The sequence below is a fragment of the Cycloclasticus sp. genome, assembly GCA_040743155.1.
GTDB lineage: Bacteria > Pseudomonadota > Gammaproteobacteria > Methylococcales > Cycloclasticaceae > Cycloclasticus.
The window spans coordinates 489,916-510,181 of record JBFLJU010000001.1 but is presented as its reverse complement, the minus strand read 5'-3'; the positions used below and the strand labels follow the sequence as shown (position 1 = coordinate 510,181).

Sequence of the window (20,266 nt, the reverse complement as noted above, 5' to 3'; positions counted from 1 at the left end):
TTCCTCTACAGTGTCGCTTTAACCCATTATTCATTACCAGCGTAGGTTTATCCTAAAACTGTCGACATCAGCAATACGCAAAATGGTTGCAAGTGGCTACATTCTGGCATTTTAAAAGCTCTATTAATTGTTGTGGAGAGAATAATGACACTCAACCGGTGTTGAGCTAAATGAGCTGACGACATTGATCGCAGAAGCATTCAATGTATAAATATCGCCGTAGAAAGACCAGACACCTAAAAGGACAGCTAGCCTGTAACTCTAAAACCTCCGCTATCCGCTATAAGAACGCTCTAGATAAAATTGGCAAATTTACGTCTATTGTTGCGATGTCTACGCTCGACACCCGCGAAGGCCACCAGGTGATTAGTGAAGACAGTAAGGGTATCATCCAGAAATTGATTATCGAGGAATTCTAAAACAACTCGATTCAACCATCGAATAATATCAAGACTCAGCCGAACGAACAAATATCAGTATCTCGAATAAACAAAAGGGCTACCCAATAATGGATAGCCCTTTTGATTTTTTTAGATAAAAACAGTGGATTGTCGGATAATATGCCCGTTATCTCACTGTGTAAGACGCTTCAACTAAGCTTAGTCGCAGCTTATGGGTTAAATACGCCACCTAAAGCCTTAATCTACAGGCTTTGTTAGTCGCAACTTATGACTAAACCAAACTGTGGGTTTAAGCATAAGCTGCGACTTTCCTCGTGATTTACGGCATAAGCTGCGACTTTCACCAAAAAGGAAGCTTGGAGCACCAAGGTTTTTGTGATTTTAACAATACGTTGCGACTAAGAACCCTTGTACTTACTGAATTCACAAGTCCAATTAACTGTTTGTTTGCGACTAAATAAAAACATAAAATGTGAATTTATTCATAGATTTATACCTTCCGTAACCATTAAGCGTTTTCACTCGTACTTAAAATACTCAAATAGCCTCTTCCAAATTTATCACCTTCACAAATGTGAGTTTAACCATAAATTGCGACTTCCTCCAAAACAACATGTGGCTTACATATTCATTTTAAATATCACCTGAACTACAAACACAGCCACATCTATAATTTGATTGCCTAACACTCTTTCCAAGTGCTTACGTTCTTACGAGTGCTGGTTCTGACAAAAAAGGTTGGCTAAACTTTCTTTAGCCAACCTGAAATCTCTCAAGTAAGTCAAATCTATAAAAAAGACCAACTTCTCCTGAGAGCTAATTTAAGCCTTCTTTTTTAGAATTAGAAAGACCTACCTCCCTTTGTTGGCTCTCGATCATGCACCCAGCGATACAATGCTGGTAGCACGATTAAGGTCAACAAGGTTGACGAAATAATCCCACCAATAACCACAGTAGCAAGTGGGCGCTGTACTTCAGAGCCTATGCCGCTGTTAAGTGCCATGGGAATAAAGCCTAAAGCGGCAACTAATGCGGTCATCAAAACAGGTCGTAAACGCGTCAGTGCGCCGTCAATAATAGCCTCATTGAGTGCTTGCCCATGAGTACGCAAATCTCGAATAAATGAAACCATTACCAAACCATTGAGCACGGCAATGCCACTTAACGCGATAAAACCAACGGCGGCTGAGATTGAGAACGGAATATCTCTCAATAACAGCGCGATAATGCCACCTGTTAACGCCAGCGGTACACCAGAAAAAATAATCGCAGCGTCTTTAATAGAGCCCAGCGCCATTATCAGCAAGCCAATCACCAATAGCAGTGTAACGGGAACAACGATTGCTAAACGTTGCGTGGCAGATTCCAGCTTTTGGTACGTACCGCCATATTCAACCCAGTAACCGGACGGCATATCCACTTGTTCTTTCACGGCTTGTTGAACGGCCTGTACAAAGGAGCCTAAATCTCGCCCGCGAACGTTGGTGGCAATCACCACCCGACGCTTGCCATTTTCCCGATAGACTTGGTTATAACCGATCACCAAATTCAAATCAGCAACTTCGCTCAAGGGCAAATAATGGCCATCTGACAGCATGATAGGCAACGACGACAAGGCATCTATATCGGTGCGTAATCGCTCAGGCAGTCGAATGACAATATCTGAACGTCGATCACCTTCGTACAGTTGGTTGGCCACGACTCCACCCAGCGCAATTGACAAGGTATCTTGCAAGTGCGTAATACTTAATCCATAACGTGCCATCGCTTCGCGTTTCGGTTTAATGGTCATCACAGGCAAGCCGGTGGTTTGCTCAACAGCCACATCCGCTGCGCCGGGGATGCTTTCAATCACCTTGCCCACGGCTTTTCCCAATGCGATGAGCTGATCAAAATCATCGCCAAATATTTTCACTGCCACTTCTGCACGTACGCCAGAAATCAGCTCATTAAAACGCATTTGAATGGGCTGCAAAAACTCATAGCGGTTGCCAGGAATATCAGCAACCAGCATTTCAAGATCAGCAACAACCTCCATCTTCGGTTTACTCGGATCAGGCCATTCATCACGTGGTTTTAAAATAATAAACGTATCGGCTACGCTTGGCGGCATCGGATCGGTGGCAACTTCTGCGGTACCCAATTTAGAAAACACCATGTCCACTTCAGGAAGTTTTTTAACTTGTGGCTCTAATACTTTTTGCAAGCGTATCGCTTCTGTCAAAGACGTGCCGGGTATCCGCAGCGCATGCATGGCAATATCACCTTCGTCAAGATTGGGAACAAACTCAGACCCAAGCTTTGGAATCAGCAAGCCTGAGAAGATAACCAAGGCAACAGCCGATGCAACAACTCCCTTTTTAAATGTCAGGGAAAATGACAAAATCGGCTTATAGACTGACTGCGCCGCTTCAATAACAACGTTTTTTTTCTCTTTAATCGGTTTCTTAAACAGCAATGCCACCCCAGCAGGAACAAACGTGATGGACAATATCATTGCACTCAGTAAGGCAATGATAACGGTGATTGCCATTGGGTGAAACATCTTCCCCTCCACACCTTCCAGAGCAAAAATAGGCAGGTACACCGCGGTAATAATGAACACGCCAAACAACGCCGGGCGCATCACCTCTTGAGTTGCATCAAAAACAATGGCCAAACGTTCCTTAAGTGGCAGGCTATCATTTGTATTGCCGCTAGTGCTTAATCTGCGCATGCAGTTTTCAACAATAATCACCGCACCATCAATAATTAAACCAAAGTCCAATGCACCTAAACTCATCAGGTTAGCACTGGTTTTTGTTTGCACCATGCCGGTAATGGTCATTAACATAGCAATGGGTATAACCGCCGCAGTCAAAATTGCTGCGCGAACATTTCCCAAAAATAAGAAAAGAACAACGATAACTAGCAACGCACCTTCGAGCAGATTTTTTTGAACAGTTTCTAGTGTTTTATCCACCAAAGTGGTGCGATTGTATACCGCTGTCACTGTAATCCCGTCAGGTAGGCTACTTTTAACCTCCTCCAATTTAATCGCTATATCATTAGCAACTGTGCGGCTGTTTTCTCCAATTAACATCATCACGGTACTCATCACCACCTCACGGCCATTTTGAGTGGCTGCGCCTGTACGCAACTCTTTTCCTAAGCTAACCGTCGCCACATCGCTAACCCGAACAGGAATGCCTTCCTGCTGTGTAATAACAATCTTTCTAAGATCATCCAAGTTATTAGCCTGCCCAGGAACTCGCATTAACCATTGTGCGCCATTGTGCTCAATGAAGCCAACACCTCGGTTATCGTTATTATCTTGAATGGCCTTTAAAACTTCGTGGTAACTGACATCAAAAGCCAATAATTTTGCCGGTTCAGGAGCCACGAGGACCTCTTTTTTAAAGCCGCCAATCGGGTTAATTTCTGCCACACCTGATACACGCATTAACTGCGGACGAATAATCCAATCATGTGCTGAACGTAAATCCATCGGTGTAAGAAGACTGCCGTCACTGTTGGTTGCCCCAGGTTCAGCATCAACGGTAAACATGAAAATTTCACCCAGCCCTGTGGCAATAGGACCCAAGGTAGGTTCTAACGACAGAGGCAAATCACCTTTGGCTGTACCCAGCCGTTCGCTAACTAATTGTCGAGCGAAATAGATATCTGTACCCTCTTCAAACACCACCGTCACTTGCGATAGCCCGTAACGTGAAACAGAACGGGTATAGGATAATTTCGGCAATCCGGTCATTGCCGTCTCTACAGGAAAACTTACCCGTTGTTCTGCTTCCAGCGGCGTGTAACCCGGTGCAGCCGTGTTAACGACCACTTGAACATTGGTAATATCCGGCACCGCATCAATTGGTAGCTGGGTGAATTTCCATGCGCCCACGCCCATTAACATCAGGACAAGCGCCATCACCAAACCACGACGCTCGAGGGAAAACTTTATAATACTTTCTAACATAATGATTCGCCTTTAGTGATCGTGAGATGCGCCAGATTTTTCAATATCCGCTTTAATAACATAACTATTTTCACTCACATAACGAGCACCTGGTTTCAGTCCACCCAGCACCTCAGCCCATTCTCCCGCTTGCAAACCTAGCTCAAGCATACGAACTTCGTACTGTTCACCTATTTTTGTGTAGACCACGGTAAAGTCACGAAAAGCTTGTAGCCCGGTTCGTTTTACTGCTAAAGCCGCAGTGTGTTCACCAATGGTTACGTTAGCGCTGATATGTCGCCCAGGAAGAAGCTGCCCAGCCGTGTTATCCAACACCACACGAACACCAACGGATTGATCTGACTCTGCCTGCAAGTTAATTTGGGATACTGTTCCCTCAGCCATAAAACCACTGGCGCTATCAATAATAGTGACAGCGGCACCCATTTTCACTTTCGCCAAATCGCCAGGGAAAATAGATAATTCTGCCCACACGGTGCGATTATCCAGCACACTGAATAACTGACGGCCATTGGTTTGCTCACCCGTATTAACATCACGCTGAGTAATGACCCCAGCAATCGGTGAAACGATACTAAAGCGCTGCAAGCTTTCGTTACTTTCAATCGTGGCCAGTGTTTGACCTTTGCGTACCCGCTCACCCTTTGACACCAAAACAGATTTAACCGCGCCATCAAAACGAGCGGTGATATGACGTAACTGCTCATTATTGGCTGCAATTTGACCATAAACTCCAAGGGCTTCCTGCATGACGACAGAACCAGCAATGTCTGTTCCAATCTCCAATGCATCGGCCACTGCAGTTTCAATTTTAGTGCGGCCTTCAAAGTTATCGTATTGCCAGCTATGGGTTATGCCTTTATGCGTGGCGGTAATGCTGACGAGAAATGAATGTGGCTCGTAAATAACCGTATCGCCACGTAAAGCATCCCCTTGTTGAGCAAAGTTAATATCATCAACCGTGCCATCTAAACGGCTTAACTTGATATTAAGATCCAGCTCATTAGGGCTAATGACTTGACCATTTTTTGTTGCCCAAGCACGGAATTCTGGCGGTACACCTGTCTCGAAGATAGCCAATTCAAGGGTAAAGTCACCCTCTTTTAAAAGCCGTCCGCGATGTGGGCCTTTTTCAGGTTCTACTTCAGCCACTTCACCGTATTCATCACCCGACGAGATGCCTTGGTCTGATGGGTTATCACCACAAGCGCTCAGAAACAAGGCCAATAGTAACGGTAATAATATTTGATGAGAGCTGTTTTGGGCACGGACGGTCTTATGCAGTATAGCCGCTGGGGTTATTACGTTATTCATTGTGTATCTCCTAATGCAGTCGTCGGTTGCGCCATACGCACACCGGTTAATCGTTCAATTTCAATAATGTAGTGTTGAGCGCTAACGCTCGCTTCAAGCAAGCTATTTTGCGCGGCCAGCAATTCTTCTTGAACACTGCGCAGCTCCAAATAACTGTAGCGCCCAAGCGCGTATACTCGTCGAGTATCAATAACTGCCTGCTTAAGAGGCGGAATAATGTCACCGCGAACGGTCTCAATAACATGCAAGCTGTGTTGCAACTTTTCATGTATTACGAAGAGTGCTGTTTCTATGCGAATACGTGCCGACCGCTCTTCACTGTTTGCTCTAGCCAAATCTGCGCGTGCTTCGGCAATACGTCCACCATTGCGCGTACGTTCACCAAAAGGAATGCTTATGCCAGCAACAAAGGCTTGATCATCGCTATTACTAGCATGACGAACCCCCGCATTAAGAAGCCAACTTGGCTTGCTTTGCGCCAAAGTGAGCTTTAATTCGGCTTTTTTTAACAGCTGATTTGACAATAGCAGCGAAAATTCTGGGTTTTGAGATAATTGGGAGCTAAGCGATGCAAATGAAGCCACTTCGGGGAGCCGCGTAATATCGCCTTCAACCCGCGTAAACATCGGCACCGTCTCACCCCACTGAGCGGCCAATCGACGATTTGCGGTGAGCAGCTCGTGATCAATGTCTTCGCGTTGAAGTTTTCTTCGTGCCAATTCTGCTTGCGCTCGAGACAGTTCAGCCTTGGGCGTCTTACCTGCTTTTACCCGTTTAGAAACCGATTTAACCGTCTCTTGTGCAAGTAAAATAGTAGCAAGCGCATTGGCTTCTCGTGCTTGATAGGCCAAACTGACTATATAACGACGCGCTGTTTCAGCGGCTGCGTTAAGACGCCTCATATCAGCTTCTGCTTCAAGTAGAGACGACCCTGCCTGTGCGGCATCAACATAGCGCTGTCGAACGCCACGTTCAAGCACCCAGCTAATTCCAAGGGTCGCTTCTGCACTATCTAAACCCTTGCTATTGCCCGAGCCTAAAACATCTTCCAGTTGAAAGCTGAGCCGGGGGCTTGGGGCCAGACCCGCTTGTTGCACTCGACCTTGCTGAGCCTTCAACTGATAATCAAACGCCTGTAAGTTTGGGTTGTGTTCAATGGTTTTAATAACCGCTTCATGCAAACTGATTGTCTGCTTGTTAGCTGACAACTCCGAAGCAACTGCCGTGCCCGTAAAAGCAATGACGCTTAGAAATGCCAAACAAAGTAGAACAAATTGCACCGCTATTTGTTTAGACATAAGAAATAATACCTGCATTACAAACTCCTTGTGTACGCTTACCCATTGAGCAAACATAACCATATTTAAAAAACAATTAATGGCTTTCGGCTTCACCTAATCGACTGTGATGTATCGCTCAACATTCACATCCCGAAAAGAACTAAATCGAAAAAATTGATGGGGAACTTCTTCTGAGGCAAAGCATTTGATGGCGTACTGCCACAAAAATTAAGCCTATAAACTCCACGCAAAAAGCTTAACGCGAAGTTAAATAAAAACGCCCAGAAGAATGTTAGTGCTGTGGAGGTGCCCGTAAAGGTGGAGAAATAGTGTAGGGCTGATGAAGGATCAGTTTGCTCTCACGGCACCGCTGAACGAGCAGTTGTGAGGAAACAAATGTTATTAAAGTAAAAAATAGAGCGAATAGCGCGATGCTATGAATATTGTTATTGATGTTTTTCAACAAGCCATCAGAGCTGATATCAACCTCGGACACCGCACCATCATGGTGATCGTGAGATGAGTCATGAACAAAAGAAGTTCGATGATAGCCAACCTTATTGGCGGCATAGGCATCAATAACGTGGGCATGCTGACCAGCGTAGAGCCCATTGGACTCATGATTTAGATGATGGACGTGCAGTTTAACTTCCTGCGCACCCAATAATGCCAAACAGAGCAATAAGCCCCACAGTAGCAGTGTTTGTCTATTTATTGGGCGAAAATAATCCATCGCTTTTAAGTGTAAATAATTAACCGCCTTTAAGCAAGGTAAGAGCATTAAGTCTATGAATATCTAATTGCCTGCCCTGATATTTTTAGAGAAATACTAACCCATAAAAATAGAATAGCTTCAGTGAAGTTTTCCATTAATATGAACCGCAATTGAGAATTTAAAATGAAAAGACAAAGTGTAATCCCCCCATTAATAACCGAGATGGATTATTGGGGGGATTACAATCCTTTACCCTTCTTCTAATAAAGAAGCTTCATCATTTCCCAGCACCCTATTTTTCTCTTGCCATTGAAGAATGACGCTATAAACGACGGGTAACAAAATATCTCTTTTTTACTCAACCACTAATTTTTAGCCACACTTACTATCGCCACAATTCAAGCAAGTCATGCAACCGTCCATTTTAATCATCGCCTTGGTGTTACATTTATTGCATAACTGTGAACCTTCTGGAAAGGCACTCGCCTCTTCTGCTACTGGCGCTGCTGATTTAACTTGTTTTTCAGCTTCAAACTGGGCGCGCTTTTCGTCCATAATTTTTTGCTGATGTTCGCTAATTTCTTCAGTTTTGATCATGCCGATCAATTTCAAATGCGATTCTACAACATCACCAATTTCTGCTACTAATGAGGGCATGAACTTACCGCCTTTTTTGAAGTAACCACCACTCGGGTCAAACACTGAGCGGAGCTCTTCCACTAGGAATGTTATGTCGCCCCCTTTTCGGAACACGGCTGACATAATTCTGGTTAGCGCGACAATCCATTGGAAGTGATCCATATTTTTGGAGTTAATAAACACTTCAAATGGGCGGCGGTGCTCATGATCTGTGCCTTGGTTTAGCACTAAATCATTAATCGTTATGTATAAAGAGTGTTCCGATAACGGTGTTTTGATTTTGTAGGTTGAGCCCAGAAGCATTTCAGGCCGTTTTAGGCTTTCGTGCATTTGGATAATATTACTTTTTTCTTCCGCCGGTGCCGCTGCTTGTTGCACAGCTTGTTCTTCTTCCTTTTTTACAACTTCGTAACCAGTAATGTCTTGTGTAATCTTGTGTGTCATTTTCCTATCTCCTGTTCACTAACCGCTGTCTTAAAATTTACCGTAATAACCTTCTTTTAAGGCATCGTATAAATTGGCTGCGGTGTGCGTTTCACCTTCATATTCGATCATTTCATTTCCTTTGACTTCTAGCGTTGTGCCGTCTTTGAGGTTGAAACGGTATGTGGTATTTTCTAGGTCTGATTCTTTAACCAATACGCCTTGGAATACATCCGGGTTAAAACGGAAGGTGGTACAGCCTTTTAAGCCCTTTTCGTGTGCGTAAAGATAGATGTCTTTAAACTCTTCAAATGGGAAGTCTGTTGGTACATTCGCCGTTTTTGAAATAGATGAATCAATCCATTTTTGTGCGGCCGCTTGAATATCCACGTGCTGTTTTGGCGTGATGGTTTCTGCTGTTACAAAGTAGTCAGGCAGTTTTTCCTCTGCCACCTCAGAATAGGGCATCGCTTTTTCGTTAATGAGTGAGCGATAAGCCAATAACTCGAATGAGAATACATCTACTTTTTCTTTTGCATTGCGTCCTTCACGAATAACATTACGCGCATAGTGATGAGCAAAGCTAGGCTCAATACCATTACTGGCATTGTTCGCCAGCGATAATGAGATAGTGCCGGTTGGTGCAATAGAAGTGTGATGGGTAAATCGAGCGCCCGTTTCTGCTAATTTTTCAACTAACTCTGGTGCAACGCTGGCTATTTGCTGCATATAGCGGCTGTATCGTGCGTGTAAAATTCGGCCTTTTACGGTGTCGCCAATTTCATAACCATCGTCCAACATTTCAGGGCGTTTACGAAGCATATCACCTGTGACTTTAAAGTCTTCATCCATGATCGGTGCTGCGCCCTTTTCTTTGGCGAGCTCTAAGCCTGCTTCCCAGCCGCTTACCGCTAATTGCTTACTGACTTCACCCGTGAAGTTAACAGACTCTTCTTCACCGTAGGGAATACCCATCATGGTCAGTGTTGAGCCTAAGCCTAAAAAGCCCATGCCATGACGACGCTTGTGCTCAATAGCCTCTCTTTGCCCTTCTAATGGCAAGCCATTAATTTCTACTACGTTATCAAGCATACGGGTGAAAATACCGACAGTTTGACGAAATTTATCCCAATCAAAGGAGGCCTTTGAGGTAAATGGATTTAACACGAACTTAGTTAAATTGATTGAGCCCAGTAGACAAGAACCATAAGCTGGAAGTGGTTGCTCGCCACATGGATTGGTTGCACGAATATTTTCGCAGAACCAGTTATTGTTCATTTCATTCACCTTATCTATCAGGATAAAGCCAGGTTCTGCATAATCATAAGTGGACGCCATAATGGTTTCCCATAAGCGCTGCGCTTTAATTCTGTTGTATATTCTGCAAGCGACCAAGCCCACGTCATTCACTTGATAACCTTCTGTTATCGGCCATTCGCGCCATAACACTTTATCCGTGTCGTTCAAATCAATATCGCCCGATGCCATTTCTTTTTCTGATAACGGAAACACTAACGGCCAATCGTCATCGTCTTTTACTGCCTGAACAAAATCATCGGTAATAAGCAGCGATAAGTTGAATTGACGCAAACGACCGTCTTCGCGTTTTACGCGAACGAAATCACGCACATCAGGATGGGCAACATCAAAAGTAGCCATTTGAGCACCACGGCGACCACCAGCCGATGACACGGTAAAACACATCTTGTCAAAGATATCCATAAACGACAAAGGACCCGATGTATTCGCACCAGCGCCCGACACATACGCGCCTTTAGGGCGTAATGTTGAAAACTCATACCCAATGCCACAGCCAGCTTTAAGGGTTAAACCCGCCTCGTGTGTTTTACTAAGAATATCGTCCATAGAGTCGGAAATTGATCCCGACACGGTACAGTTAATGGTTGAAGTGGCAGGTTTGTAGGCACTAGCACCTGCATTAGAAATAATACGACCAGCTGGAATCGCACCATGCTTTAAAGCCCATACAAATTGATCGTGCCAGTATTCCTTTTTATCAGCTGTTTCTTCCACATCAGCAATCGCTGCTGCAACACGTTGATAAGTTTCTTCGATATTTGCATCAACCGGTGACCCATCCTGTTTTTTCAAGCAGTATTTTTTATCCCATATGTCCAGTGATGCTGATTGGAATTCAATATCCGACTGAGTATTTTTGATGATTTTTAAGTTGACTGTATTCATATTTCCCCTGTGTATCCTATTGTTTATATCGGTGGAGTAATCCCCCAGCATCCTAATACGCTTAGATTAAAAGATATAGCCTGAAAACACAAGATGATGTGTCATTTATTTCTTCAACAACCATATGTGGTGTTGCAAATTAGAGCGATTATTTTATATAAATTGTTTTGAATATCAAAATGTTAGCGTATTTTTGCAATGAATTACATCAAAAAACGGTAACTTTAAAGTAGGTTTTACAAACTAGGTAGGCACAAAAAAACCTCCAGAAGGAGATTTTTTTGTATGACGCGTCTGAAGAGATTCGAACTCCTGATCGCTCGGTTGCTAGTCAGCTTGATGCATAATATTTATGCTTAATTATCGATGACTTAAAACGTTCGTTCGATTTATTTTAATTCTAAATGAGCCCTATTAACTTCTTGCCTGCGCCCGCTACGTTATGCAGAGGTCTCAATATTATTAAGAGTGCTGCTACTAGTTACATTAGCAACATTATTACTTTCTGCATGCTGTGGTAAAAAAATCAGAATAAAGACTGGTGCATTACACATTGTGAAGAACACTCTTAACAATTAGACATCCGTATAAAAATAAATTTCCACCTCCAAACACGTCCTATTTTCACCCAAGAGCAAAAGTTTCGTTAAATCAGCTCGCAAATTCAACTTTCCAGTTTCGGATGAGCTTGACAGTAAGGGACATAAAAAAAGCGTAATAGCACTAGGTGTTATTACGCTTAAAACAATTCGGTGACAGGTATTTCTCAGAATACCTTTATAACTTCAGTCAAAGTCAGGCTTCTTTTACATTTAATACAACCCGTTTTCTACGAACAAACCAAACCATAATAGCAATCACTAAAAAAACAGCAATAGGAATTTGAACTACGTCTAGAATACTAGCTTTAGGATAACCAACAGAGAATGGGAATCGAGAAATAAATTTATCATTTTCACCTTCAACGATAACATAGCCAATAAAGTGGCCTTTTTCTTTGAAACTCTGCTCAATAGTCATCATCCCCCTTGGATAATGCTTGGCCGGTATTTCAAAAAATGGTGTTTGCGCTAATTCAGCTTCATTAACTTTCCCATCTTCCTCCGTGCCTAATGGAGCAGCATCTGCTTTAATCACTCTAAAGTTTACCGTCATCTTGCGTAGTTTTTTATCGACAAAATCTAGAACGATAATAGAGTCACCGACTACTGGCAAATCATCACAAAACTGCTCAGACCTATTGTTTTGTGGCTGGTAACCTGAAAAGTTTATAGTATAAGGACCTACGAGTAATCTACACTCGTTTCCCCTGCTCACCACACCACCGTGCGCCCATATCTGACTGGACAGAGACAACAACACACACACTATAATTACTCTAGCTATTGTAAACATTTGTAATCCTTATCATTGTGAGACCTCTGCATAACGTACGCGAATGAAGGCACGACAAAAAGTGGCGGAAAAACGCAGTTTACGTTAGTAAATGGAAACTTTGAGCCAATTTTTACCAACAGTAGTCACTTTTAGGCGACGCTGTATTGTCAAGCGCTGTAGTTATTCTGAGGTTTCGTTATAACTTTATAAATTTACCACCACTTATACTACTAACCACTGAAATAGCCTTCCGTCATAATCACAGGAAGTTAACTAACATAAAAACTCTAGCAGCCCTATATTTATAGCATTCATAGTTTCTATTTCCAGCTACTGACTTGTTGAGCTAAGTACAAGTGAAACAGTTTTTTTGTTGCAAACTTTATGCTTTTTTCTTCCTGAATGCCAAATAGCCTAGTCCGACTAATGCGAAACCTCCAAACATGCCGAAAGCCACTCTTTGTCCAAATTTCCCTTTCCATTTGAACTCCTCTGCACCCACCTCAAAATTGAAGCCACCTTGCGTATTATCCATCTCATTGATGACCTCAAGACGATAATGACCTTTGGCTCCATTGAAGTCATGTTCAAAATCCACCACCCCACTTGGTGAAGAGGCAACTTCAAAGTCCACAATAGGGCTAGCAGATTGAAGATCTGTGTCGCCTTGCTTAATTGTCGTAACCCTTATCTTAAGCGCTCGTTCCCGTAATGGCTTATCGACCAAATCTAAAGAAAAATAGGTCGCACCTGTCGCACCTGGCAATTTTCTACACAATCTTTTATTGTCGATATGCGGCTGGTAGGCGGCAAAAAGAATACGCTTTCCTTCTAGACTAAAAATACAGCCAACTAATTCTTCCTGTGAGCCAGCCTTCTGAGCGTATACCGATGTATGGCTTGTAATCGCTAAAAACGCAACCAGGGTCATAATGACCCTGGTTGCGTAGCTGCGAGCCCGCTTGTTACTTTTGCGATACTCCACTTGTTACCTCCTAGCGGTAGGCAACATCGGTTGCCATATCTACATACTCTCTGTAGCGATTTCCATCGGCATCAAAGAAGTAAATAAGCCCACCAACACGACGAACAGGTGATTCAACAATCTTACTTAAGCCTTGAATCTCCCAAACTGCATCAGCAGCAACTAGGGTTAACGTACGTGATTCACCCGGAAGTATTGCGCTTGTATCACCACCTTTTATCTCAAGTGCTTCTCGAACGTATTCTTCAACGTAATCCTCAGTAACATTGCTGTAGCTAGCCTTTAGAGCCTGACCAGCCGTATCAGATAATGTCGATTGATCTACCACAAAGCGTATTCCTGCTGTTGCAAACTCACCAATTTTTACTGGTTTATTGCCATTATTGGTAACACTCACCTCTAACGACATTGCACGTTTAGGTACGTTGTATTTGCTGCTTAGACCCTTTACTACCAATTGCGAATTCTGCGCTGGCAATGGGAAAACAGGTACATTTCCTGTCTGCAAAGGAACGATGTCGTTATATTTCGCATTAGCATTCATTGCGCCGCCAATAACCAGTGCCAGTGTAACGCTCAACATTAAAACACCCATGCGTTTATCTGCACTAGTGATGAGAAGGTTTTTATCAACATCTTCTTGAATAGCACGGTAGCGTGGTAACAAAGTTGGTCGTCTAATCCACCAAAGCAACCAGATAATACCCATTACAAACCACACAGCATGCCAGCCGTAAACAGTATCTAGCGCATAAGTACCGAGGTTCTCAATTTCAATTTCCCCGTCTATTCCAGCTGTACCAGGTAGTTTGTAGTCTGACCAGTTTCCAGTTACATTTGTCCAAAGCCCTGGACCCACAATCGGGCCATTTCCAATCATTTGTAGGGAAGGATGAATGTGCCATTCACCAGGTATCCGAGCTTCCATAACGAGTTTAAAGGTGTATGTCCGACCCAACGTTATCCCGGAAGCAGACTGAATCATGGGCACATCACTTATATAACTCTCGACTTTAGCAAATACCGCTGCTGGTCCAGATGTTTGCAAATAACCAATATCAGGCTTTTGTAAGGTCGTAGGCCAATTTAACTCTGGTGGGAGATAAATCTTACCAGTCATAATGACTTGGTCGCCCACGTTCATATCTCCTGCTCCCTGCCATTGCACATCGTAAAACTGAATACTGCGCATACGTAGCGATGGTGCATGTGTTCGTTCGCCATGCGCCCATGCCATATCAGCAGGTAGAAAGGTAATTAGAGTAATCGCGATCATCAACAGCCAAGCGAAGCGGCTTTGCTGCCCGTCACGGACAACCGAACTCTGACTGGTATTTATATTTTCTTTTTGCATTTTATTTTTCTCCTTTGAAGATCGCAAACTATTTAACCGCTGAGGTTGGATATGCGTCTGCAGTAATTGCGTCATCTTTGTCACTTGGTTGTGTTCCACCCATATATTCAGCTAATGGATTAGATCTAGAATATGGTCTCGTAGCAATACCAGAAATCCACCACCACAGCATATAAATAAAGATTGAAACAAAGCCACCAAACAAACAAGAAATAAACCAAGTCTCGCCACCAAGAACTCGCAAACCAGCATCCTCAATAATGCGTAGGTACTCAGGAGAACCACCACGCTGGAAGACATAACCTATCCAATCAGCTACAGGAACTTCAGTCCCCATTACACTTGTCGGAGCTCTAAAAGGTGCCAACATTGGGTAATTTGAGGTAATAAATATTACTGGTAGGAAAAATACACCGAATAATGAGGTCATAAGAGCACTACCTGTTATCAGCAAAATAGCATCAACGAATATTCCCACAGCAATCCATGTAGCAGGCCAAACTTGGCTCATTGGAAAGTATGCCCACAAGTGGAAGTTATAATAACGCGAAATCCATTCCATAAGCACAAGCCCTGTTCCTACCAGAGTCATGCCAATCGGCATGCGAACCAACCGCCACATTAAACCTTGAACAGCTCCTGCAAATATTATGAATGAGATCGAGCTAACGATTGGCCAGTACAAGCGATCTTTCCAATCTACCCAAAAATCCCAATCACCCGCTGTAAGCATATAGTGAAGGTGAAAAGCCGCACCCATCACGACGAAGACGATGGGTATAATAATCAAATCAAGCATGCGGTAAGCCCGCTCCTCGTTTGTACTCATATTGAGTTCTTGTGTGATGGCGTCAGAATAAGCCATAATTTACTCCCTATTATTTAAATTTAGTGTGCAAGCCACCCCTAACCGTAGTAAGTATCTACTACGGCCAAAGTGGTCAATTATAATTATCTTAAATGTCGTTCTTTTGCTTAAAAAGCGTTTGCGATTTAAGCAGATTCAGCTAGTCAGACTAGCTTGTTATCGACTCTCATTTGCAACTTGTGGAATAATCACCATCAGGCGGTTCAAAACCTGCACCAATAGTCCACCGAAAGCCAGTGCCGCCCAGCCGAAGACAACAAAGCCCCAGTGTAGCGGTAAGGAAAAGATTTCTTCGGAAATCCAGAATGCGTGTCCCCACTCATTGAAGGCAACATTTGGCAAAACCATGAACGGACCAAGCACAGCCGTTATAACCATTAATGACAAACGTTTCGCGTATACAGGTAGCCTTGTCATACTATAAAAGAACAACGCCCCACCAAAGCCGATAAATATCGGAAACCAGCCGTAAAACAGAACAATATGGGTTGGAGTGAAAGCTGTATCACGTACCACCGCCTGATGCCAAGAAGCATCTTGCTCGGCGAAAAAACTAGCTGCAAAATAAAGCGCTAATACATAACAACCGATTATACCAATCCAGACTGAATAACGTCTTAACTCTTCTACTGGCTTGATGTTAGCGACGTTGCGATCCCTACTCACCCAGAGCCAAACCCAAGTACTAAGCGAAACTCCCCAGATAACCACGGTCTCTCCGTAGAACAAGTTCATCCAGTATTCTGTAAACTCTACCGTCGTTGCATCTAAGCCGTACGCCCACGCCGCCCAACCCTGATAAACGATTGTGCCTACCGCTAGCACTACAAGCAATGACATAAAGGGTAGCGCTGTCTTTAAAAACGGCACCAACATCATCTTGGACGCTGAAAAGCCACCATCAACCGAACTGGCCGACTCCGTAACTTGATTAAAATTTCCTGCATTACTACTCATATTCCAACTCCTCCGCTAATTTTCAAATCTAAAGTTCCGTCTGAAATTAGTATTAATTTAATTATTAAAAACACCCACGTGACAACTTGTCGCATCACATGCAATTTTTATTATAACTTTTTCCTATCACTACTGTAAAACAGAAATATCTTAAAACTGACCTAGATCATGATTGACTGGGCTTCTATTCAAATATTGGCAGCACAGTGGCTTTGATCGTTAGAATCTCTCACACGGGCACCTCTTCTAGCTTGTAATAAACGTCCGCATACAGTCATTGTAGGCATATCACCTAGACAGTTACTGTCCGTCCTCCGAGAAACAAACGTTGTTTCTCAACTCACCACCCTTATGGGTGGTTTTTTTTATTCCTTGAAATTGATCCCCAAGTGCAATGCACTAATTGAGAATTAGTTACAAATCACACTAACCTGAGACCTCAGCATATATAACATTTCAAGCTAAGCGAGAGTCAACCACCTGCTTTTTAGCATTTCTGGACACTCTTAACCACCCACCACTCTATAGATTCACAACCACCCTTAAGAATGAGTAACTAAGCGAGAGACTCGTTACGCCCACACCGCTTTCCATCCGATTTTATACACACATTACTCGCGTGTTTAGCTACTACGGCAGTCCTATAAAAAAAGCTAATACGAAAGCATGGCGTAAAGCCTTAGTGAAGGCAGGCATTGAGAGTTTACGCTGGCATGATCTACGTCATACATACGCTAGCTGGCACATTCAAACAGGTACAACCTTTCATGTGCTTCAAAAATTAGGTGGATGGTCAGATATACGAATGGTGCAAAAATATGCCTATTTAAACACCTCCCATATTGCTGGGTTTGCAAACAATATAACCTTACCGAAGGAGGAGAAAATAGCGATTCGCACATTATCCGGCACGCCGGATCGTGCGCACAAAAAAGCAGCTAGACAATGAATTATCTAACTGCTTTTTTTATTACGAATTGAATGGCGCGCCTGAAGAGATTCGAACTCCTGACCGCTCGGTTCGTAGCCGAGTACTCTATCCAGCTGAGCTACAGGCGCTTTGAGGCGGCTATTGTATTAGCCTGACACCAAAGGTCAAGTAAAAATCGTCACTAACGTGATTAAAATTCACTATTACGTGTTGCTACAGTAAACCTTAAGCAAATAAAACTCAGCGTTCTAATGCTCTAAACCCCTTGCATACGCCTCAAAACCATCAGCTGACAGCGGTTTACTAAAATAATACCCTTGATATTCCAAACAACCATTCTCAGCCAAATAATCTAGTTGCTCTTTTGTCTCCACTCCTTCAGCAATAAGTTTAGCGCCTAAGTGATGCGTCATGCTGATTATCATTTTCACAATTGCTGAGTCGTTCTCATTTTGGCCAATTCCATCAATATATGACTTATCAATTTTAAGCTGATCGAACGGCAGGTTTTTTAGGTAATTAAGTGATGAATAGCCGGTGCCAAAATCATCAATAGATACCAAGAAGCCAACTTCGTGCAAGCCATGAACTCGTTCAAAAATGGTACGTTCATCGCCAATCGTAGCAGTTTCTGTTATTTCTAAACATATTGACGATGGAGCAACACCATTCGCTTTAACGATACCATGCGTATGCTCCACAAAATCTGATTGTTGAAATTGCTTGGCACTGACATTCACTGATATATGCGGCACGGTCATACCGAGCTCTTGCCACTTAACAAATTGTCTGCACGCTTCAAAAAGCACCCAATCACCAATAGGCACTATCAAACCAATTTCTTCTGCAACGGGAATAAACCTATCTGGTGGCACAAACCCCCCTTCCGCATTTTGCCAACGAATAAGTGCCTCCACACCAACCAACTGACCCTCTGCATTTATTTGAGGTTGGTAGTTTAATGTGAACGCCTCATCTTTTATTGCTTGCCGTATTCCCTTCTCAATGATTAACCTTTCATCTGCACGCTCTTGCATACTTTTTTCGTAGAAAGAAAAAGTGTTTTTCCCTGCCTCTTTAGCCCGATACATGGCCGCATCAGCTTGCTTGTATAACATTTCAACTGAAGAATGATTATTGCTTAGCGCCACACCTATACTCATGGTGCAATGATGCACATGATGACCCAGCGGTATTTCCTCGTGAACTATCTCTAATATCTGCTCAACAATAGTTTGAACGTGTTGTGCAATAGTGTCTCGATCTCCTTTTAAGTTCTGCAATAAAATGACAAATTCATCACCACCAAAGCGACCTGCAACATCACTTGATCGAATGGCGTTAGATAGACGAAATGCAATCGTTTTAAGCAACACATCACCGGCGCTATGCCCTAAAGAATCATTAACATACTTAAAGTTATCAAGGTCTAAAAATAACACCGCCAGCACATCCTTACTGCGCTGAGTAGATATAAGCGCACGCTCCACGTACTGGTCCAACATACGACGATTGGGTAGCTCTGTCAGTGGATCCGTTGTTGCAAGAACGTTAAGTTTTATCTCTGCTTCCTTGCGTCTCTCAATTTCTTTATATAAGTTTGCTGTTCGCTCTAGCACTTTGATCTCAAGTGTATTCTGCACCTCATTAAGCTCTGCTTCACGACTCGACAATAACCCACTCATGGTATTCACTCGATCAGCTATGTAGGCAATCTCATCATTACCGCCTACCTCACATAGCTCGTCGTAATCACCAACTGATATTCTTTTGAGAGATTTATTAATAATTGCTACACGCCTGTCGATATTTTTAACCAGCACTAAATGTATTAATGCAAGCATTGTTAATAAGGTAAAACCAAATATTAAGAAGTTAGAAACGATGATATCCAGTGCTATTTCATGCGCTGCGTTATGGTCATAGCGCACACGAACAGCCATGAAGTACGCCTCGTTATCAAGCAGCGTCCCGTCTAAACGTAGTCGTGAAAAATACTCCACGTCGTTATTCGTTACTTTCTTTATAAAGCCCAATGACGGTATATCCGGTATTGCGCTGCGTGAAATAGGCTTTGCGTTGCCAGCAAATGGCAACACCGCAAGATTGTTAACAATAAACAAGTCTACTGATTTTAATAGGAGCTGGTCTCCAATTCGGTCCGCAAACATTTCATCAAAAATAAACCTCACGTATTCACTCGAATGTACGCCTTCAAGATACGGTTTAATTTCAACAGATACTTCAAATATATAAGTGCTATCAGCGGGTGAAAAATAGGCGTACTTATTTAATATGCCTGTTTTTGATGACGCATTGATTCTATCTATGACCGCTACGTCCGTTTTACTGGATGATAAGCCCACTAAAAAACCACGAAGGCCAGAGGACACTGTCCCAAGCTCAAACCCTAAATCTGCTTTAAAGCTGCTTGCGATCACCCTTGTGGCTTTATTGATAATATAGACTTCACTAACATTATAATGCTGAGCTAACTCCCCTAATTCAGCCGGAGACCACAGTTCAAGATTTTCTCTGCGTCTTAGCGCTTTGGCTAACTCAGGCAAGATTTTGTTTAAATGTTTGTCAAGGTTCCCCTCATTTGTTTTAAGCATGGCATCAAACGTTTTAAAACGTTGATTAATGCCCTCTTGAATTTGATCAACCTGTCCCTCAACAAAAGCCGCTACTTTGTTTTCGATAATATTTAAAATAACGTACGCAGCCAATATGCTTGAAACAAGCATAGCCATCAAAATCCAGCGCCAAAGTGATTTATTCATTAAACTTTCTAAACATTAACTTTTCCCACCTTTACTCATTGCTTAAAGTACCCCCTCTTTGAATCAA

The 20,266-nt window shown here is 42.9% G+C and carries 14 protein-coding genes and 1 tRNA gene; 2 read left to right on the top strand and 13 right to left on the bottom strand.

What is annotated here, in order from left to right:
• Nucleotides 1-203 precede the first annotated feature (203 nt).
• On the top strand, nucleotides 204-419 hold the full coding sequence (locus tag AB1Y31_02520; protein MEW4982041.1) for a hypothetical protein: 216 nt from the start codon (nucleotides 204-206) through the stop codon (nucleotides 417-419).
• Between the two features lie 823 nt (nucleotides 420-1,242).
• Here AB1Y31_02520 and AB1Y31_02515 read toward each other — a convergent pair.
• The 11 genes from AB1Y31_02515 to AB1Y31_02465 all read right to left on the bottom strand — a co-directional run bounded on the left by AB1Y31_02515 (nucleotide 1,243) and on the right by AB1Y31_02465 (nucleotide 16,485).
• Nucleotides 1,243-4,368: a CusA/CzcA family heavy metal efflux RND transporter gene (locus AB1Y31_02515; protein MEW4982040.1), complete on the bottom strand. Its 3,126-nt coding sequence runs from the start codon at nucleotides 4,366-4,368 to the stop codon at nucleotides 1,243-1,245.
• A 12-nt stretch (nucleotides 4,369-4,380) separates the two neighbouring features.
• Nucleotides 4,381-5,682, bottom strand: a complete 1,302-nt coding sequence (locus AB1Y31_02510; protein MEW4982039.1) for an efflux RND transporter periplasmic adaptor subunit — start codon at nucleotides 5,680-5,682, stop codon at nucleotides 4,381-4,383.
• Nucleotides 5,679-6,998, bottom strand: a complete 1,320-nt coding sequence (locus AB1Y31_02505; GenBank protein MEW4982038.1) for a TolC family protein — start codon at nucleotides 6,996-6,998, stop codon at nucleotides 5,679-5,681. Before AB1Y31_02505 ends, AB1Y31_02510 begins: the two co-directional genes overlap by 4 nt.
• 256 nt (nucleotides 6,999-7,254) lie before the next feature.
• Nucleotides 7,255-7,695 (bottom strand): hypothetical protein, encoded by a 441-nt coding sequence (locus AB1Y31_02500; protein ID MEW4982037.1) that lies wholly within the window; start codon nucleotides 7,693-7,695, stop codon nucleotides 7,255-7,257.
• Between the two features lie 354 nt (nucleotides 7,696-8,049).
• The gene (locus AB1Y31_02495; protein ID MEW4982036.1) at nucleotides 8,050-8,760 is read right to left on the bottom strand and encodes an NrdJb; all 711 of its coding nucleotides are present in this window, start codon (nucleotides 8,758-8,760) and stop codon (nucleotides 8,050-8,052) included.
• Between the two features lie 30 nt (nucleotides 8,761-8,790).
• Complete coding sequence (locus AB1Y31_02490) at nucleotides 8,791-10,944, bottom strand: adenosylcobalamin-dependent ribonucleoside-diphosphate reductase (protein MEW4982035.1); 2,154 nt, start codon at nucleotides 10,942-10,944, stop codon at nucleotides 8,791-8,793.
• A 795-nt stretch (nucleotides 10,945-11,739) separates the two neighbouring features.
• Nucleotides 11,740-12,339: a hypothetical protein gene (locus tag AB1Y31_02485; GenBank protein ID MEW4982034.1), complete on the bottom strand. Its 600-nt coding sequence runs from the start codon at nucleotides 12,337-12,339 to the stop codon at nucleotides 11,740-11,742.
• A 364-nt stretch (nucleotides 12,340-12,703) separates the two neighbouring features.
• Nucleotides 12,704-13,252 carry a hypothetical protein gene (locus tag AB1Y31_02480; protein ID MEW4982033.1) on the bottom strand — a complete coding sequence of 183 codons (549 nt, stop codon included), beginning with the start codon at nucleotides 13,250-13,252 and terminating at the stop codon, nucleotides 12,704-12,706.
• Between the two features lie 64 nt (nucleotides 13,253-13,316).
• Complete coding sequence (amoB, locus tag AB1Y31_02475) at nucleotides 13,317-14,660, bottom strand: bacterial ammonia monooxygenase, subunit AmoB (GenBank protein ID MEW4982032.1); 1,344 nt, start codon at nucleotides 14,658-14,660, stop codon at nucleotides 13,317-13,319.
• Between the two features lie 28 nt (nucleotides 14,661-14,688).
• Nucleotides 14,689-15,525 (bottom strand): methane monooxygenase/ammonia monooxygenase subunit A, encoded by an 837-nt coding sequence (locus tag AB1Y31_02470; protein MEW4982031.1) that lies wholly within the window; start codon nucleotides 15,523-15,525, stop codon nucleotides 14,689-14,691.
• 159 nt (nucleotides 15,526-15,684) lie between these two features.
• Entirely contained in the window at nucleotides 15,685-16,485 is an 801-nt protein-coding gene (locus AB1Y31_02465) for a methane monooxygenase/ammonia monooxygenase subunit C (GenBank protein ID MEW4982030.1), read from the bottom strand.
• Nucleotides 16,486-17,104: 619 nt separating this feature from the next.
• On the opposite strand from AB1Y31_02465, the gene AB1Y31_02460 reads away from it, so the two are divergent.
• Nucleotides 17,105-17,434, top strand: coding sequence for a tyrosine-type recombinase/integrase (locus AB1Y31_02460; GenBank protein ID MEW4982029.1), 330 nt, complete (start codon nucleotides 17,105-17,107; stop codon nucleotides 17,432-17,434).
• A 33-nt stretch (nucleotides 17,435-17,467) separates the two neighbouring features.
• On the opposite strand, the gene AB1Y31_02455 is transcribed toward AB1Y31_02460, so the two are convergent.
• Together AB1Y31_02455 and AB1Y31_02450 are read right to left on the bottom strand one after the other, a co-directional pair.
• Nucleotides 17,468-17,544 (bottom strand) — tRNA-Arg (locus AB1Y31_02455).
• Nucleotides 17,545-17,664: 120 nt separating this feature from the next.
• Complete coding sequence (locus AB1Y31_02450; protein MEW4982028.1) at nucleotides 17,665-20,199, bottom strand: EAL domain-containing protein; 2,535 nt, start codon at nucleotides 20,197-20,199, stop codon at nucleotides 17,665-17,667.
• Between the last annotated feature and the right edge of the window lie 67 nt (nucleotides 20,200-20,266).

Excerpts from the sequence above, each read along its gene's own strand:
- AB1Y31_02520 (MEW4982041.1), top strand. The coding sequence starts at position 204 with ATGTATAAATATCGCCGTAGAAAGACCAGACACCTAAAAGGACAGCTA.
- AB1Y31_02515 (MEW4982040.1), bottom strand. The coding sequence starts at position 4,368 with ATGTTAGAAAGTATTATAAAGTTTTCCCTCGAGCGTCGTGGTTTGGTG.
- AB1Y31_02510 (MEW4982039.1), bottom strand. The coding sequence starts at position 5,682 with ATGAATAACGTAATAACCCCAGCGGCTATACTGCATAAGACCGTCCGT.
- AB1Y31_02505 (MEW4982038.1), bottom strand. The coding sequence starts at position 6,998 with ATGCAGGTATTATTTCTTATGTCTAAACAAATAGCGGTGCAATTTGTT.
- AB1Y31_02500 (MEW4982037.1), bottom strand. The coding sequence starts at position 7,695 with ATGGATTATTTTCGCCCAATAAATAGACAAACACTGCTACTGTGGGGC.
- AB1Y31_02495 (MEW4982036.1), bottom strand. The coding sequence starts at position 8,760 with ATGACACACAAGATTACACAAGACATTACTGGTTACGAAGTTGTAAAA.
- AB1Y31_02490 (MEW4982035.1), bottom strand. The coding sequence starts at position 10,944 with ATGAATACAGTCAACTTAAAAATCATCAAAAATACTCAGTCGGATATT.
- AB1Y31_02485 (MEW4982034.1), bottom strand. The coding sequence starts at position 12,339 with ATGTTTACAATAGCTAGAGTAATTATAGTGTGTGTGTTGTTGTCTCTG.
- AB1Y31_02480 (MEW4982033.1), bottom strand. The coding sequence starts at position 13,252 with ATGACCCTGGTTGCGTTTTTAGCGATTACAAGCCATACATCGGTATAC.
- amoB (MEW4982032.1), bottom strand. The coding sequence starts at position 14,660 with ATGCAAAAAGAAAATATAAATACCAGTCAGAGTTCGGTTGTCCGTGAC.
- AB1Y31_02470 (MEW4982031.1), bottom strand. The coding sequence starts at position 15,525 with ATGGCTTATTCTGACGCCATCACACAAGAACTCAATATGAGTACAAAC.
- AB1Y31_02465 (MEW4982030.1), bottom strand. The coding sequence starts at position 16,485 with ATGAGTAGTAATGCAGGAAATTTTAATCAAGTTACGGAGTCGGCCAGT.
- AB1Y31_02450 (MEW4982028.1), bottom strand. The coding sequence starts at position 20,199 with ATGAATAAATCACTTTGGCGCTGGATTTTGATGGCTATGCTTGTTTCA.